Below are 15,611 nucleotides of genomic sequence, written 5' to 3'. Positions count from 1 at the left end.
AGAGCATATCATCATACCTATGGCATGAATGTAACCACCTCTAACTGCTCAAACAATTATGGACCAAAGCAGAATCATGAGAAGCTCATTCCTCATATCATTGAGAATGCCTTAAATCTTAAGTCACTGCCTGTATACGGCAAAGGACTGAATGTACGTGACTGGTTATATGTACTGGACCACTGTAAGGCAATTGACTTAATCTTCCACAAGGGCAAGTCAGGTGAGACCTACAATATTGGCGGTCATAACGAGCGCAATAATATCACTATAGTAAATACCATCTGCTCAATTCTGGATGAGAAGAGACCACGTAAGGATGGAAAGTCCTATGCTGAACTCATAACCTTTGTGCAGGACAGAGCTGGTCATGACTTACGTTATGCAATCGACCCAACCAAGATTGTAAATGAATTAGGCTGGAAGGCTGATGAAACTTTCGATACCGGTATTGTTAAGACTGTTGAATGGTATCTTGATAAGTTTAAGGCTTAATCTGGTAGTATTATTATTTGGAATATAATTATGTTTTCAATAATCATCCCAACTTTACTGAAAGATACTGAAGTTTTAAATAAACTTTTAGCGCAGTTAAATGAGAATTCTTGCGTTGGAGAAATTCTTATTATTGATAACTCCTGTTCTTCCTTCAAGTCAGAGTTTTCAAAGGTAAAAGTTCATGTACCAGAAGCTAATCTTTTCGTAAATCCTGCCTGGAATCTGGGAATAAAGCTTAGTTCGCCTGAATTTAAGTATTTTGGCATTTTAAATGACGATATTATTTTTCAGAAGAATCTGTTTGAACAGGTGCATGAGTTCCTTGAATCTTCAGCAGATGATGCCGGTCTTGTTGGAATCGACTGTATTGCCAATACTCCAAAGGCTCAGTTTGATACATATCCTGAAGACTCAATTGTTGATATTCAGAAAACTAATAAGTTAGCAGGTTTCTTTGGCTCTGCATTTTTTGGAAGAAAAGATCATTATTTTGAAATCCCTGATGAAATGAAGGTTTTCTACGGTGATCATTTCCTATTTACTAGAAATATGCAGGCAGGTCGTACAAACTACAAGATCTGCAATGTTGGTGTTAAGCATCTTGAGTCTCTCTCGTCTCACAGCTCTCCTTTCATTTCAAAAATGTTTAAGAAGGATCGAAAGATTTGCATTAAGCATGATGGTGTTGAGCATCAGAAGTTGAGCTTCTTACAGAGAATTCTCTCTTTAACAACTTATCATAATCATTATGTATTCTGTCTTTTAGGCTTAAAAATGAAATTTAAGATGCGTCAGAAGTAACATAAGAAATCTGTTTCTCCTCTCTTCAAAACAAAATGGGGCATTTATTTAATATGCCCCAAGTCTTACAATAATTCCTATTGTTCAGAAAATCACTTCATCAATAAGCCTGAAAAAGTTTCACTTATAAAATTAAAAGACTGGCTTGCAAAAAGTAAATCCAGCATCAGAAGAATCATTGTTATCAGCTGGACACCGCATACAATTTCAATACTTGCATTTATTCCTTTAGCATAAATGTACTGACCCAGAACCAGTCTTGCAAAAGCGCAGATTCCTATCATTGAGAGGGCAATCTGCCATTCAAGAATCAAGAATGTAAGTGCTATACAGAATAATACTGATAGGGTAAGCCCTAATAGTCCTAATGAGCCATATGAGCTTACAGGATCATCATTGCCACCATAATTGATTGAGGTAGCACATAAAGCGGAAAGCATTACTACAGCACCAAATCCAAAGCAGAAGGTTAAATCTGGCTTTAATACGGAAATGTAGTACTCAAAGCAGGCTGTAAATATCGCTGCGGTTATAATTACAATTGCAGCTTTTACATAATTGTCTGGTTTTCTCTGTGAGAATTCGCCTAAGAGCTTACCTATTCCTCTGAAGCCATCACATCCTACCAGTAGGAGATAGATAACCAGAACCAGCTGGGCGCATAACAGCGGATTAGTATAATCTTCAATACCTAGAGCAAAAAGGCTACAGATAAAACCAACCGCAAAATAAGGTATTGGCATAAAGCCTGGCTTGGATGGTCCTACCCATTGCAGCGCAGAACGTGAGAATACCACACCAAGATTTGTAAAGTTGAAGAAAGAAGCAAAAAGCTGTCTTATAAACAGGAACAGATAGATACCACCTGAGATACTGCCTGAACCTGAGCTGTTCACCTGAGCTGTATCTTCCATGCTGCTTACTTCAGCAGTATTTACACTGGTATCTTTAACATTGGCAAAAATAGTTTTATTCAGAGTGTTCTGAATGTTTTTATGATCGTAATCAGCAGGTTCCTTAAAACGAGGCAAATCATCCAAGGAGTTTAGCTGTTCTTTTAGATTGCTGTCTAAAGCGGACTTGACATTAGTCTGAGCCTCTTTTTCTGAGGCAGCTCTCTGCTCTTCAAGCATAGCCTGTTTTTTCTGTCTTTCGGCATTGAGTCTGTCACCTTCAGCACCAGGAGTGATGTAGATCGGGCCGTCATCATCTTTTTTATCATAGACCTTTGGCTTTGCGCCTGGGGTGATATAGATGGAATCGGAATCATCTGCAGGTGCATTAAGTCTGGTTTTCTCAAAGAGTTCACGACGTGCATAGCTATTATTCTCAGAACTATCTTCCGACTTAGCAGCTCGTTTTTTATTTCTGTTAAGAGGTGCTCCTGGAGTAATATAAGGTGAGTCTTCCCCCTCCTCATCTACAGCTTTATCTTCAGAGTTGTTAAGAACAGAGCGGATTTCCTCCTCATCCTTATCCTCTGAGGTTCTAATGATAGTATTCTGAGTGGCAAAAAGCGGAGCTTTATTCAGATCTCTGTTATCATCACCAGTAGACTTGTTGTCAAAAAGCTTGGCATTTTCCTCCGCCTTGAGCTCCTCAGGTGTCTTTTTCTTTTTAACCAGAGGCTCTCCTGGTGCAATATATAGATGGTCTTTGTTTCGCCCTTCCTCGTTTAAGTAGGATTCATCGGATTTGTATTTGTAGTAATTGTTGGATATATCCTCGTAATTATCTACCTTAGATGTATTCTCTGAATTTGAGAAATTTGAATCAGCTGGATTCTGTCCCTGTGCAGAGGCGTTATCTATAAAGCCTGTCAGGGGATTACTCTGATTTAACTGATTATTCTCTCCAAACTGTAGATTCTGATCTGATGGTACATTTGTGTTTGCAGGGGAATTATTCTGACTGTTCTGATAAGGGGTAAAAGAACTGCTCCCAAAACTAGGCTCGTTGTTTCTGAAGTTATGATTTACACTTCTGTTCTGTCTTGCTGAACCTTTGTTTGTTTTTATGTTGCTTCTGATCTTTGTAAACAAAGAAGCTTTAGCTTTTGCTTCTGAACCTTCACTTGAATTATCACGTGTGAACAAGCTAAATCCCATTTTTTTGTCCGTATGTCTAATATTTTAAGAATGAATTTTTACTATCATATCGTATAATAACACCACACTTATGGTTATAAAAAGGGCTTTTTTCTACAAATTTCCTAATTTTTCTCAAAGAAATTAAAAAGTTGTAATACAATAACAGCCTTTACAGACGTTTTTAGCTAAAAAACAATTCACAATGATTAAATTAGAAAATATTCATAAAATCTATGAGTTAGATCATGGAAAGAAACTTCATGCTCTAAAAGGTATTGATCTTCATATCAACAAAGGTGAGATCTTTGGTGTGATCGGCCTTTCCGGTGCTGGTAAATCCACCCTTATCCGTATCATCAATATGCTTGAGCTTCCAACTGAGGGCAAGGTCGTTATTGATGGTGAGGATATTACCTCCTATCGTGAGGCAAAATTAAGAAAAGTCCGTCAGTCCATCGGCATGATTTTCCAGCAGTTCAATCTGTTATCTTCAAAGACTGTTTTTGAGAATGTCGCTTTTCCTTTAGAGCTTGATGAGTCCCTATCTAAAGAGCAGATTATGACTCGTGTACATGAACTATTAAAGATGGTGGAGCTTGATGATAAGGTGGATGTATATCCAGCTCAGCTATCTGGCGGTCAGAAGCAGCGTGTAGGTATTGCCCGTGCTCTTGCCACCAATCCTAAGATTCTTTTATGTGATGAGGCAACCTCTGCCTTAGACCCTAAGACTACAAGTTCGATTTTAAAGCTGCTGACAACCCTTCGTGATAAGCTCAATCTTACCATTGTGATTATTACCCATCAGCTTGAGGTAATCAAAGAATGCTGTGACAGGGTTGCCGTCATTGATGGTGGCCTAATCAGTGAAATGGGAAATACCATTGATCTGTTTGCAAATCCTCAGAAGGATTTAACCAAACGTCTGGTTAGTGCTGTAGTAAGAAAAGATCTTAACGATTTGCTTGAATACACGGAGCTTTCAGATACCTATTCAGAAGGTTCAAGAGCCTGGTTTGAGGTTTTATTCCTTGGAGATAAGGCTGAAGATCCTGTTATTGTTGAAGTTGCAAAAGAGCTTAATGTTAACGTAAGTATTCTGGCAGGCCAGATTAACCATATTCAGAATCAGCCTCTGGGTATTCTGGTGGTTGCGGTTAAGGGGGACGAGGCTCTAATCAAAAGAGCCTATGATGAGCTTGAAAAACGTGTTTATCATGTTCAGCTATTAGGTTATGAGGTAGAGAATTAGTATGAACAGCTTTTTACTTTCTTTAGGTTTATCTACCTATAACGCTAAGATCATACAGCTTTTGATTGATGGTTCTGTTGATACTCTGTACATGGTGCTTTTATCTACAGCAGTATCTATTATTTTCGGAGTTCCTCTAGGAGTGATTCTTCTGGTTACATCAAAAGGCTACTTCTGGGAGAACAGACCATTCTACTCTGTATTAGGAACCATTGTTAATGCATTGCGTTCTGTTCCTTTTATTATTCTGATGGTGGCTATTATTCCTATCACCAAATTTATAGTAGGTACCAGTATAGGAACTACAGCCGCAATTGTGCCTCTGACTATTTCAACTATTCCTTTTTTAGGAAGACTTGTTGAAACCTCTTTAAGAACTGTGCCATACGGTCTGATTGAGGCTGCTCAGTCAATGGGAGCAAGTCCTTTCAGAATTATTAGAAAGGTACTGCTGCCTGAGGCTCTGCCTGAGCTGATTCAGAACTTTACTCTTACTGTTATTGTGATTATCGGCTGTTCTGCTATGGCGGGCACCATCGGCGGCGGTGGACTTGGCGATATTGCCATTCGCTACGGCTATCAGCGTTTCCAGCTGCCGATTATGATTATGACAGTGATTATTCTGGTACTAATGGTGCAGCTGACACAGTTTATTGGTGATTATCTGACTAAGAAGGTTGATCACAGATAATCTCTGATGAAATAATTGAACAAATTCTGAAAAGCTTAGAAGCCGAAAAGTTTCTAAGCTTTTTTTATTGTCTATTCTTCTTGACTACTACATAGCATGTAACTTGAAATGAATTTTGTACTATTTTTTTAAGAATTTTGTGAAAATCTATGCTTCTTATCAAAGAATTATGTGAAAAATAATGCTTTTTACTTAAGGATTATGTGAATAATTTTTACTAACCTGTTGAATATTAAAATAATTTCTAAGAGATTATTTGGAGTCTGGAGAATAAAGGGGATGATGAAAAAAAAACAAATCAAAACTAGTATTTGATAATTTTATTTTCATGAGTTTCCTGGTTTAAATACACTGTGCAGTCCTGATCAATCAGATATAAAACATTTGTAAAATTCAGTCGTTTCAATAGTTATAGCTTTTTCTTATATCTCAGTATTCTTAAATAGTATTACGAATTTCTTGTATTTAAAAGAAAAAAAACGCATATTATATCCAACAGCTCTTAATGAGCATAAGGTAAGAAAATATTTGGAGATAAATTATTATGACTAAACTAAATAAATTATTAGGAGCAACCGCTGCATTAGCTTTTGCTGTTTCTTCTTTTTCAGCTAATGCAAACGAAACTGTCAGTGTAGGTGCAACTCCAGTACCTCATGTAGAGATTTTAGAGGTAGTAAAACCAATTCTTGAGAAACAGGGCGTAGATTTAAAGATTGTTGAATTCAATGATTATGTTCAGCCAAATCTCTCTGTTTCTGATGGTCAGCTAGATGCCAACTATTTCCAGCACCGACCATATCTTGAGTCTTTTATTAAGGATAGAGGCTCAGATCTAGTTGAAGTTTGCGGTGTTCATATTGAGCCAATGGGCTTATATTCTCACAAGATTAAGAAGCTGGATGAGTTAAAGGAAGGCTCAACCGTAGCAATTCCTAATGATCCTACCAACGGTGCCCGTGCACTTCTGCTTCTTCAGTCAGCAGGCTTAATTGAACTTGAAGATCCTTCAAATATCACTGCTACTGTTTTAGATATTAAAACAAATTCAAAGAAACTGAACTTCAAAGAGCTTGAGGCTGCTCAGCTGCCACGTTCTTTAGATGATGTTGATGCTGCTGTTATTAACACCAACTTTGCTATCAGCGCTAATTTAAATCCAATCAAGGATTCAATTATCATTGAGAAATCAGACTCTCCATATGTTAATGTTCTGGTTGCCAACTCCAAGTCTGCTCAGAAGGAAGGTTTAAAAGCTTTAGTTAAAGCATTACAGAGCAAGGAAGTTAAAGAGTTTATCGAGAAGAAGTATAACGGTGCTGTTGTAGCTGCTTTCTAAAATACATCTAAAGCTTATAAAGCTTCGATAAAAATGTTCAAAAGCCTTTCAGATCTTAGATTTGAAAGGTTTTTTAATTTAGAATTAGACATAATTACTGAGATTATTAAGTTATATGTCTGAGATTAAATTCGATTATAAAAGCTTTTTAAAGACTGTTCCCAACCGACCAGGCTCCTATCGCATGTATTCTGATGAGAATACCGTAATCTATGTGGGCAAGGCCAAAGATCTGAAAAAGCGTCTATCATCTTATTTTCTAAAGGAAATCAATCTTAAAACCCGTGCTCTGGTTGAGCATATCCATCATATTGAATTTACCGTAACCTTTTCTGAAGCTGAAGCTTTTATCCTTGAGAATAATCTGATTAAAAAGTATCAGCCTCATTACAATATTCTTCTAAGAGATGATAAATCCTATCCTTATCTTGTTCTGTCAAAGGGAAAACATCCGGGCCTCTATTACTACCGAGGACGAAAGAAGATCGACTGTGAATATTTTGGTCCCTATCCGGATGTATCTGCTGCAAAAGACAGTCTTAAACTGCTGCAGAAACTTTTTCCTATAAGACAGTGTTCGGATACAGTCTACGCTCATCGCTCTCGTCCTTGTCTTATGGCTCAGATAGGCAAATGTCTTGCTCCCTGTGTTCCCATGAGTGAGGCTGCTTATAAGAACTATATGCAGCAGGTTGATTATGTCAGAATGTTCTTAAAAGGTCAGAATCAGGATGTATTAAATGACATATCCACAAAAATGGAAGAGCATTCAGCTAAACTTGAATTTGAGGAAGCAGCAAAGCTTCGAGATCAGCTTTTATCCCTGAGAAGAGTTCAGGAGTCTCAGTCTGTATCAGGTGATCTGATGTTTGATATGGATGTAATCGGGCATGAGGTTGATCAGGATTTATGCTGTAACCACGTTCTTTTTATTAGAAAAGGGCGTATTATTGGAACCCGCTCTTACTACTCTCAGTGCAATCTTACAGATGACAACGATCCTTTAAGTGCTTTTGTAAGTCAGTTTTATTTATCTGACACCAGGGCAGGAATGTATCCTAGGGAAATTATTACAGATTCAGTAGTTGCAGATAGTGATTCTCTGTCTGAAGCTATTAAAAAGATTTCAGGCAAAGATATTGTTTTTCTGTCCAATGTTAGATCGGAGAGGGCAAAGTATTTAAAATTAGCAAAGGAAAATGCTAAAGCATCACTAATAGCGAAACTTGCTGATAAATCAACAGCAAAACGACGTATCGATGATCTTGAGAAACTAATTGGTTTAAGCGGCATTGAACATATGGAGTGCTACGATATCTCTCATACTATGGGAGAGAATACTGTTGCAAGCTGTGTTTCCTTTAACCGGGAAGGTCCTGACAGTGCCAATTACCGTCGTTTTAATATTGAAGGTATTACTCCGGGCGATGATTTTGCAGCAATGCATCAGGTTTTAACCAGACGTTTTAAAGAGCCTACTGAAGGTATTATTCCTGACGTTGTTTTTATTGATGGAGGCAGAGGGCAGTTAAAACAGGCTGAAGAGGTAATAGGGGACATTTTCTCGAAAACGAAAGTGAAACCTCCTTTGATTATAGCTGTTGCTAAAGGCGAGGGTAGAAAAGAGGGACTTGAAACTCTAATCAGAGGCTATACCCGAGAGGAGATTCATTTATCCTTATCCGATCCTGCGCTGCAGATTGTTCTTCACATAAGAGATGAGTCCCATCGCTTTGCGATAACAGGACACCGACATAAGCGACAGAAAGCCAGAAGTCATAGCGTACTTGAGAATATTCAGGGAATTGGACCAAAGCGTCGTCAGGCCCTTCTCAAATATCTTGGAGGAATAAGGGAAGTTCATAATGCCAGTGTGGAAGAACTCAAGAAGGTTCCTGGTATATCTGAGAGTATGGCGCAGATGATTTATGATGAGCTACATTCCCTGTAAAATAATATTATTAAGTTATTTTTACTGTTTTTTTGTTATATTTTTGCGGATATATCAAATATAACTGTATAAAGTCAGGCGGATTATAATGATAAAAAATAAATTACCATTAACTGTTGTTATTCTAGCTAGAAATGAAGCTGAGAATATTCAGGACTGTATCAGAAGTGCTTTATTTGCAGATGAAGTCTTAGTAATAGAAAACAGCTCAACAGATAATACTGTTGAATTAGCTTTAGAGCTGAATGCAAAAGTTTTGAACAGATCTCTTAATAACGATTATGCCGGTCAGCGAAATTTTGCAATTGAGAATGCAAAACATGACTGGATATTTATGCTTGATGCCGATGAGAGAATTACCGAGACGCTGCAGGACGAAATAAAAGATGCCGTTACTGCCAATGAGAATTTCTGTTATCAGGTGTCAAGAGAGAATCATTTTATATCAGGAAGTGTTCTACATGGAGATTTACGCCCAGATAATGTTGAAAGACTGTTTTTAAAAAATACATCTCATTATGAAGGTGCAATTCACGAAAGACTTCATAGCACTTCTCCTATAAAGAGATTTAAGGGGAGACTGATACATTGCCCTTACAAATCATGGGAAGCTCATATGAATAAAATTAACTTTTATTCATCTTTGGTAGCAAAAAAGTACCATGATAAAGGGAAAAAATGCTCTTTTATACGAGATATTTTAATAAAACCGGTTTGGGCTTTCTTTAAAGTGTATTTTATTCATCTGGGCTTCCTAGATGGAAAGCTGGGGCTGATTTTTAGTGTATTACATTATTTTTATACTTTAGAAAAATATTTAAAGCTAGATAGTTTAAATCGAAGTAATGGCAGAATATAAGGTTAATCTTCTAATTAAGATGATATCTATAGTCTCCTTTCTTTTTTTTATGTTAGTATAAATCGATTTAACTAATTTTTTTGTGTGTGGTTACGCTAAACGATTATTAAGGGATAATGATGTCTTCAAAAGAGTTATGTAGAAAAATAACATTTCCTGATTTTGGTGATGATAGAGGCAATCTGGTCGTTGTTGAAGGCGCAATTGATATTCCTTTTGAAATAAAAAGAGCCTTCTATATATATGGCTCAGATTCAACTGTTGTAAGAGGTTGTCACGCCAATAGAGAATCTGAGTTTGTTTTGATTAATGTTTCAGGCTCATCAAAAGTAATGATTACAGATGGAGAGCGAAAAGAGGTTATTTCATTAAGTAGACCTCGTGATGGTGTATACATTCCCAAAATGATGTGGAAAGAAATGTACGAATTTTCCCCTGATTCTGTACTGATGGTTTTAGCTAGCACCCATTATGATGGTAGCGAATACATTCGTGATTATGACGCTTTTTTAAAAGAAATTAAAAAATAGCGGTTTTTTTTATTATTTTTTTCTTTGTTTTTCGAAATTATGAAAATTGCTATTCTAGAAACTGTTGTTCCATCAGGTCATGAAGTCGAGTATGACAGAGGACTGGTGGAAGCCTGTAAGAATTTAGGTCACACTCCTGTTTTTTTTGTACCAAAGAATTATCCATTTAAAACTGATTACGGTACTGAAATTGAGGAGTTGAATGGAGGTGAGGCTATATCCTATAGCCACGCCGGTTTCTTTAAAAAAGCCATATTGTCTGCAAAAAGAGAATTTAGAAGACGCTGCTGGTTCAATAGTGCCAGAAAGATTGCAAAGGAAAAGGATTTTTCCCTTATTTTTATTCCGACTGCCACACCTAGATATTTAAGAGCTATTCTGGGAAGCAGTTTGTGTAAATCAGAAGTTCCGGTGGTTGTTAATCTGCAGGTATTCTCTTTTGAAAAGAAAGGCAGACTGGAGCAGTTTATTTCTTTAGCAAAGAAAGTCGAAAAATTCAGTAATATACATATAACTATAACCAGTCCAAATCATGTGCTGACTGATTTACCAAATGTTTCCTATCTGAATCCTCCTTTCTATGAGCCTACTCTTATTAAGCCTAAAGCTGAATATGACGGACGAAAAGTTTTAACACTTGGTCTATATGGTTTTTACCGTGATGATCGTAATGTAAAGAAGCTATTTGAGATTCTTTCATCTTCTGATTTTAAGAGAGATTTTAGAATAGTAATACAAGCTGTAACAAATAATCAGAAGGATGAAGATTCCTGTCGCGAACTTATTAGCAAATACAGCGATAATCCTCGGTTTATTTTTACTAAGGAATACCTCAGAGATGAGTCTTGGCAAAAAGCTTTAGATGAAACAGATGTTATCCTGGCTCCTTATAGTTCAAGACAGTATGTTTATACTTACAGTGCTATGTGTTTTAACGCACTGGGATTTAAAAAGCCTGTTATTCTGTCCTACAATGTTAATCCAGAAGTTACAAAGGAATTTGATGTGGGCTTGAGCCTTGATTTTGATAATGACGTAGCTTTGAAAGATAAACTGGTAAATTTTATTGATTCTTTTGATGATAAATATCCACACTATTTATCAGAGATTGCCAGAGCAAAGAATAAATACAACTTTGAAAATGTAGTAAAGGATATTCTTAAGTTTTCATCTGCAGAGTAGATTTCTTATCTGTTTTTTCTTTTATTCCTTCCTTTAAATTTTCAAAAACAAAAAGAGGAGCATATAGCTCCTCTAAAAAATCTTAATTTCAGCTTAAATCTATTTAAACCTTGATTCTTGCCAGAATATCTACAAGCTCGCGCAGCAGAATAATTGACTTATCAACTTCACCTTTAGCTACGGCGCAGTCGTCAGATAACTGCTGTGAAGCATGGGTAATATCCTGCATATTGCCTGAGATTTCTGCTGTTGCAGTAGTCTGCTCTTCAGCTGCAGTTGCAATCTGGGTAATCTGTGAATTAACCTGACTTACCTGCATTGTAATATTGTTGAGCAGTTCCTCAATGGTTGATGTTTCAACTGCAAGCTCGTCCATGTTCTTTACAGATGACTGCATAGATTCATTTGCAGTATTTGCATTAATCTGAATCTGAGAAACCATCTTGGTAATTTCCTGTGTTGAGGATGAGGTTCTTGAAGCCAAAGCACGAACTTCATCTGCAACAACAGCGAAGCCCTTACCTGCTTCACCTGCACGAGCTGCCTCGATAGCTGCGTTCAGAGCTAAAAGATTTGTTTGAGATGCGATATCATCAATGGTCTGAACAATTGAGCCAACTTTCTGGGCCTGATCAACCAGAGCCTGAACGTTGTCAGCATCCTGCTTGGACTTAACAACCTGATTCTGAATTCCTTCAATGGTAAGCTGAACCTTGTTAACACCTTCGCGAGTTGTTTCATTAGACTGATTTGAATTTGCAGCAGCAGATTCACAGTTCTTTGCAATATCACCTGTGGTGGATACCATCTCATCAGCTGCAGCTGCAACTGTTAATGAGCGAGACTGGGATTCCTGAGACTTCTGATTCATGCTGTTGGTCATTGCAGTGATGGTTTCAAAGGCATTCTCAATCTTGCTTGCAGAATCCTTGATCAGAACAACATTGCTCTGCCAGTCTTTTCTCATCTTCTCAAGTGAGCTTAACAGCACACCGAATTCATCACTATGACCTTTGTTGCTGATAGTCTGAGACAGATCACCTTTAGAGATAATTGAAGCCTGATTAACAGCATAATCAAGAATAGACACAAATGAACTTGGAAGTTTGATGGCCACGAACAGTGATAAAGCTACTGCGATCAGGGTTACGATGGATACGATCCAGATTGGGGTAGGATCGGTCATTTCTGTAATGTGATTGTTAACACGTCCCAGATATACACCAACCAGCTTGTTTACCAGTTCAATGGCACCATTAATTGTTGGGAATACTTCGGTTGAATAGCAGTTTCTAACGTCAACAGAATAGCCCTTGTCCACCATGGTCTCCATCTTGTTCTTCCACAGGTCGATTGCGGAGTTCAAGGAGGATTTGATGTTTTCTACATCCTTGGTGTCAGACTCTCTGAATACAGTCAGATTTGCAATTGCATCCTTTAAGGCTGCAACTTTCTCTTCAGTTTTAGCTGCTGATTCGGGATTGTACAGAGATACTGAGTTATTGTACATAACCAGATCGTCACGGAAGGCTGTTGCGGCACGAGAAACATTCACAATTCGTGCATAATGATTCTCGATTACTCCCTTAACAAATCCTGCAACTTTTCTGGATGAATTTGCGTTTGTGATTGAAACTATAGCGATTATCAGGGTCAGTACAATTACTAACGCAAACGCCATACCTAATTTGGCCTTAACGCCAAGTGATTTTTTGTTGTTCATTATGGTCTCACACTAAGAATTACAGAAAAAACTTAACGCAACACAATATCTTCGGATAACTCTCTGTTTGGACAGGGATATATCCTCTGATACCGCAAATCTACTATGATTATAGTCAAATGACAGCTAAAAAAATGATATTCAAAAGGTTTTTTAATTAGTTAATTTATGAAAATTATCAGAAATTAAAGAAAGTTCACAATATTGGCAGAACCTGTTTAAACTTTTTAAAGATTCTTATGGTCCTGCCGATTAGAGCTGTTTCATTCCTCTAGCTCTGCAATTCCCGTCTTAGCTCTTACTATATCAGAGTTAAGAACGCTGTTGAGTTTTTCTAGGTTTTCTTTTTCTAAACTGCGATCATTCTCTTTATGGTAAAGATGAAATACTCCCGTTGCATAACGTCCTGATTTAATCATCAGACCTGAATGAATCAGTCTGATTGCAAGCTCTGAGTCCTCATATCCCCATCCTGTGAATGAGCTGTCAGAACCGTTTACTTTGAAATAATCTTCTTTAAAGAGAGCAAAATTACATCCACGGGCTTTTTTCCAGTTGTCCTTCAGATTTCGTAATGACTGGAAGTATGGAAATATGAATAAAGGAATTAATCTGTTTATTCCTTTATTTAGATAAGTCTTTATCCAGGTGATTAAATTATAGGTCCAGATTTTCTCGTCGTTTTTTATTATAAAGGATGAAAATTCCTCAGATAAAAGAATTCTGTTTCCTGCTACAAGAAAACCTTTCTGAGCCAGCTTTCTGTGGGTCTCTATAAATGATGCTCTTGGAATACAGTCTCCATCTAAAAAGATAAGATATTCTCCCTTGGCTTTCAGTGCAGCGCGGTTTCTAATCATTGCCAGTCTGAAGCCATCATCCGCCTGCCATACATGAGTAATAGGGTAGTTAGAATCAATGATCATTCTGTTTATGACCTTTTTAGTTTCTAAACCCGAGCCGTCATCTGCAATAATCACCTCAAAATCCCTATCTGTCTGATAGTTGAATGCTTTTAATATTAGAGATAAAGCCTCAGGACGGTTGTAGGTTGATACAATTACAGAAATAAGCATCAGATTCTTCCCTTGTATTTATTCAGACTGTACAGCTTCAGGTATTTTTCCATTGTGTAAAAATAATGAGCGGCACAAAACTCAAAACCAAGCTTTCCATCCAGGAACCCTCCATGGATGAAATACATTTTTATAAATGCCCAAACTGGCTTTAATAGTATACTTGCAAAACTACATTTTTTTCCTTGTTCGTGATATTTTTTTGCAAGCAGGCTTGTATAACGATTTGCTTTCTCAAGATGTGCTTCCCACGTCTTATAAGGAAAATGTATTAATCTTCCCTTTAGTTTCTGCTTTTGATATGGAGAATGCAGTCTTTCATGAATAATTCCTTCGTAAAAGGAGCCTTCCTTCTTAAAGAGTCGTTCTACATTGTCAGGCCGAAGTACTCCATGTAGCACCTTACCCTGAATAAAATGATTCTCTCGACTTATCTGGTAGCATATGTCTTTATTGACCTCAACACATATTTTTATGTCATGCGCAAGCTCTTCTGTGATTCTTTCATCTGCATCGAGCATAAAAATCCAGTTGTGTTTAGCATTCTGAATGCCAAAATTCCTCTGTGCAGAATAGTCATTTGCCAGCTCTCTTTTTATTACTTTTGCTCCTAACGATTCTGCTATTTCAACGGTTCTATCCTGAGAATCATCATTTAATACAAGTATTTCGTCGGCAAAGAGTGCACTTTCAATGCAGTCCTTTATATTATCTTCTTCGTTGCGGGTAAGAATAATAACTGTAAGAGGTAATTTATACATATGGAAATATACAGAGAGTAGATAATAGATTGGCAGTGCCAGAAAAAGCACTGCCAGATAAGGTATTAGTGAGACATTACATACTTAACAAACTTAAGCTTGGTTGCATCATCTGCATTATTATACATATTGACAAGCTCATTGTATGAGGTTGAATTTACAACTCCGCCACCAGCTGCTGAAGTGCTCATTGCAGAGGTGTTACCGCTTAAAGGCTCCATGGTCAGGCCCTGATTTGGATTGGAATATGACCCACCGCTACCGCTGGCTTTAATGGTTGGTACGCCATATTTGGTCATGGTGATTCCACGCTGAGCATCTGGAACATCCAGTGGAGCATACAGTTTGCCTAATGAAAGCAGCTCAGCCTTGTAATCTCTTGTCAGAGCAAAACCTCTTTCAGAGGTTAATACAAAATAGCTGGCTTCAGATGGAGCAAGTACTTTACCGTCGGTATCAGTCAGGGTGATTTTCTGCTGTCTTGAAAACTGCTCTGCCTGTCTTATTCCTGATGGAAGTTTGTACTGGAAGGTTAAAACCTGATCTTTTTTCAGATTCTCAATATTGATAACTACAGGATTTACTGACTGAACCACTCTGGTATCTTTAGCTTCTTTAAAGGTATCTTTAAAAACTAAAACAACCTGATGTTTGCCTTCACCCAATTCAATTACTCGGCTGAATCTGCTGTATCCATTGTAATCATCAATACCGTCAACAAGTTCAACCTCATAGTGAACCGGTACCTTAAAACCGGTATCAGCAAGAGCCTGAGTAGAAAAAACAGTAGCAAGTGTAATTAGAGAAATTTTGATTTTATTTGATAACATATTACTTCCCAATTAAAGTGTTTGTTTA

General features: G+C 37.3%; 14 protein-coding genes. 9 read left to right on the top strand and 5 right to left on the bottom strand.

Going from position 1 to position 15,611, the window contains the following annotated elements; translation table 11 throughout:
- Together BM308_RS09545 and BM308_RS09540 are read left to right on the top strand one after the other, a co-directional pair.
- A partial coding sequence (locus tag BM308_RS09545) for a dTDP-glucose 4,6-dehydratase (RefSeq protein ID WP_143098597.1) occupies positions 1 to 495 on the top strand: 495 nt, incomplete at its 5' end.
- A 30-nt stretch (positions 496 to 525) separates the two neighbouring features.
- Complete coding sequence (locus BM308_RS09540) at positions 526 to 1,299, top strand: glycosyltransferase family protein (RefSeq protein ID WP_074944796.1); 774 nt, start codon at positions 526 to 528, stop codon at positions 1,297 to 1,299.
- A gap of 92 nt (positions 1,300 to 1,391) precedes the next feature.
- Here BM308_RS09540 and BM308_RS09535 read toward each other — a convergent pair whose 3' ends face one another.
- Positions 1,392 to 3,407: a hypothetical protein gene (locus BM308_RS09535; RefSeq protein WP_074944794.1), complete on the bottom strand. Its 2,016-nt coding sequence runs from the start codon at positions 3,405 to 3,407 to the stop codon at positions 1,392 to 1,394.
- A gap of 184 nt (positions 3,408 to 3,591) precedes the next feature.
- Here BM308_RS09535 and BM308_RS09530 point away from each other — a divergent pair, with 184 nt between their 5' ends.
- The 7 genes from BM308_RS09530 to BM308_RS09500 all read left to right on the top strand — a co-directional run bounded on the left by BM308_RS09530 (position 3,592) and on the right by BM308_RS09500 (position 11,193).
- Positions 3,592 to 4,641 carry a methionine ABC transporter ATP-binding protein gene (locus BM308_RS09530; protein ID WP_074944793.1) on the top strand — a complete coding sequence of 350 codons (1,050 nt, stop codon included), beginning with the start codon at positions 3,592 to 3,594 and terminating at the stop codon, positions 4,639 to 4,641.
- A gap of 1 nt (position 4,642) precedes the next feature.
- Positions 4,643 to 5,332 (top strand): methionine ABC transporter permease, encoded by a 690-nt coding sequence (locus BM308_RS09525; RefSeq protein ID WP_074944791.1) that lies wholly within the window; start codon positions 4,643 to 4,645, stop codon positions 5,330 to 5,332.
- A 544-nt stretch (positions 5,333 to 5,876) separates the two neighbouring features.
- The gene (locus tag BM308_RS09520) at positions 5,877 to 6,671 is read left to right on the top strand and encodes a MetQ/NlpA family ABC transporter substrate-binding protein (protein WP_074944790.1); all 795 of its coding nucleotides are present in this window, start codon (positions 5,877 to 5,879) and stop codon (positions 6,669 to 6,671) included.
- 115 nt (positions 6,672 to 6,786) lie between these two features.
- Positions 6,787 to 8,622: an excinuclease ABC subunit UvrC gene (uvrC, locus tag BM308_RS09515; RefSeq protein ID WP_074944788.1), complete on the top strand. Its 1,836-nt coding sequence runs from the start codon at positions 6,787 to 6,789 to the stop codon at positions 8,620 to 8,622.
- 88 nt (positions 8,623 to 8,710) lie between these two features.
- Entirely contained in the window at positions 8,711 to 9,481 is a 771-nt protein-coding gene (locus BM308_RS09510; protein ID WP_074944787.1) for a glycosyltransferase family 2 protein, read from the top strand.
- A gap of 119 nt (positions 9,482 to 9,600) precedes the next feature.
- Positions 9,601 to 10,011, top strand: a complete 411-nt coding sequence (locus BM308_RS09505) for a sugar 3,4-ketoisomerase (protein WP_074944785.1) — start codon at positions 9,601 to 9,603, stop codon at positions 10,009 to 10,011.
- Positions 10,012 to 10,050: 39 nt separating this feature from the next.
- Positions 10,051 to 11,193 carry a hypothetical protein gene (locus BM308_RS09500; protein ID WP_074944784.1) on the top strand — a complete coding sequence of 381 codons (1,143 nt, stop codon included), beginning with the start codon at positions 10,051 to 10,053 and terminating at the stop codon, positions 11,191 to 11,193.
- A gap of 103 nt (positions 11,194 to 11,296) precedes the next feature.
- On the opposite strand, the gene BM308_RS09495 is transcribed toward BM308_RS09500, so the two are convergent.
- The 4 genes from BM308_RS09495 to BM308_RS09480 all read right to left on the bottom strand — a co-directional run bounded on the left by BM308_RS09495 (position 11,297) and on the right by BM308_RS09480 (position 15,583).
- The gene (locus BM308_RS09495; protein ID WP_074944782.1) at positions 11,297 to 12,916 is read right to left on the bottom strand and encodes a methyl-accepting chemotaxis protein; all 1,620 of its coding nucleotides are present in this window, start codon (positions 12,914 to 12,916) and stop codon (positions 11,297 to 11,299) included.
- Positions 12,917 to 13,179: 263 nt separating this feature from the next.
- Positions 13,180 to 13,992, bottom strand: coding sequence for a glycosyltransferase family 2 protein (locus BM308_RS09490; protein ID WP_074944781.1), 813 nt, complete (start codon positions 13,990 to 13,992; stop codon positions 13,180 to 13,182).
- Positions 13,992 to 14,753, bottom strand: a complete 762-nt coding sequence (locus BM308_RS09485; protein ID WP_074944779.1) for a glycosyltransferase family 2 protein — start codon at positions 14,751 to 14,753, stop codon at positions 13,992 to 13,994. The genes BM308_RS09490 and BM308_RS09485 overlap by 1 nt, the downstream gene beginning before the upstream one ends.
- A 65-nt stretch (positions 14,754 to 14,818) precedes the next feature.
- Positions 14,819 to 15,583 carry a DUF2057 family protein gene (locus tag BM308_RS09480; RefSeq protein WP_074944778.1) on the bottom strand — a complete coding sequence of 255 codons (765 nt, stop codon included), beginning with the start codon at positions 15,581 to 15,583 and terminating at the stop codon, positions 14,819 to 14,821.
- Positions 15,584 to 15,611: the final 28 nt, after the last annotated feature.

This window comes from Succinivibrio dextrinosolvens, assembly GCF_900116345.1.
Classification (GTDB): Bacteria; Pseudomonadota; Gammaproteobacteria; order Enterobacterales; family Succinivibrionaceae; genus Succinivibrio; species Succinivibrio dextrinosolvens_B.
Note: the sequence above shows the minus strand (reverse complement) of the source record. Positions and strands in the feature narration are given on the sequence as shown.

Excerpts from the sequence above, each read along its gene's own strand:
- BM308_RS09540 (WP_074944796.1), top strand. The coding sequence starts at position 526 with ATGTTTTCAATAATCATCCCAACTTTACTGAAAGATACTGAAGTTTTA.
- BM308_RS09535 (WP_074944794.1), bottom strand. The coding sequence starts at position 3,407 with ATGGGATTTAGCTTGTTCACACGTGATAATTCAAGTGAAGGTTCAGAA.
- BM308_RS09530 (WP_074944793.1), top strand. The coding sequence starts at position 3,592 with ATGATTAAATTAGAAAATATTCATAAAATCTATGAGTTAGATCATGGA.
- BM308_RS09525 (WP_074944791.1), top strand. The coding sequence starts at position 4,643 with ATGAACAGCTTTTTACTTTCTTTAGGTTTATCTACCTATAACGCTAAG.
- BM308_RS09520 (WP_074944790.1), top strand. The coding sequence starts at position 5,877 with ATGACTAAACTAAATAAATTATTAGGAGCAACCGCTGCATTAGCTTTT.
- uvrC (WP_074944788.1), top strand. The coding sequence starts at position 6,787 with ATGTCTGAGATTAAATTCGATTATAAAAGCTTTTTAAAGACTGTTCCC.
- BM308_RS09510 (WP_074944787.1), top strand. The coding sequence starts at position 8,711 with ATGATAAAAAATAAATTACCATTAACTGTTGTTATTCTAGCTAGAAAT.
- BM308_RS09505 (WP_074944785.1), top strand. The coding sequence starts at position 9,601 with ATGTCTTCAAAAGAGTTATGTAGAAAAATAACATTTCCTGATTTTGGT.
- BM308_RS09500 (WP_074944784.1), top strand. The coding sequence starts at position 10,051 with ATGAAAATTGCTATTCTAGAAACTGTTGTTCCATCAGGTCATGAAGTC.
- BM308_RS09495 (WP_074944782.1), bottom strand. The coding sequence starts at position 12,916 with ATGAACAACAAAAAATCACTTGGCGTTAAGGCCAAATTAGGTATGGCG.
- BM308_RS09490 (WP_074944781.1), bottom strand. The coding sequence starts at position 13,992 with ATGCTTATTTCTGTAATTGTATCAACCTACAACCGTCCTGAGGCTTTA.
- BM308_RS09485 (WP_074944779.1), bottom strand. The coding sequence starts at position 14,753 with ATGTATAAATTACCTCTTACAGTTATTATTCTTACCCGCAACGAAGAA.
- BM308_RS09480 (WP_074944778.1), bottom strand. The coding sequence starts at position 15,583 with ATGTTATCAAATAAAATCAAAATTTCTCTAATTACACTTGCTACTGTT.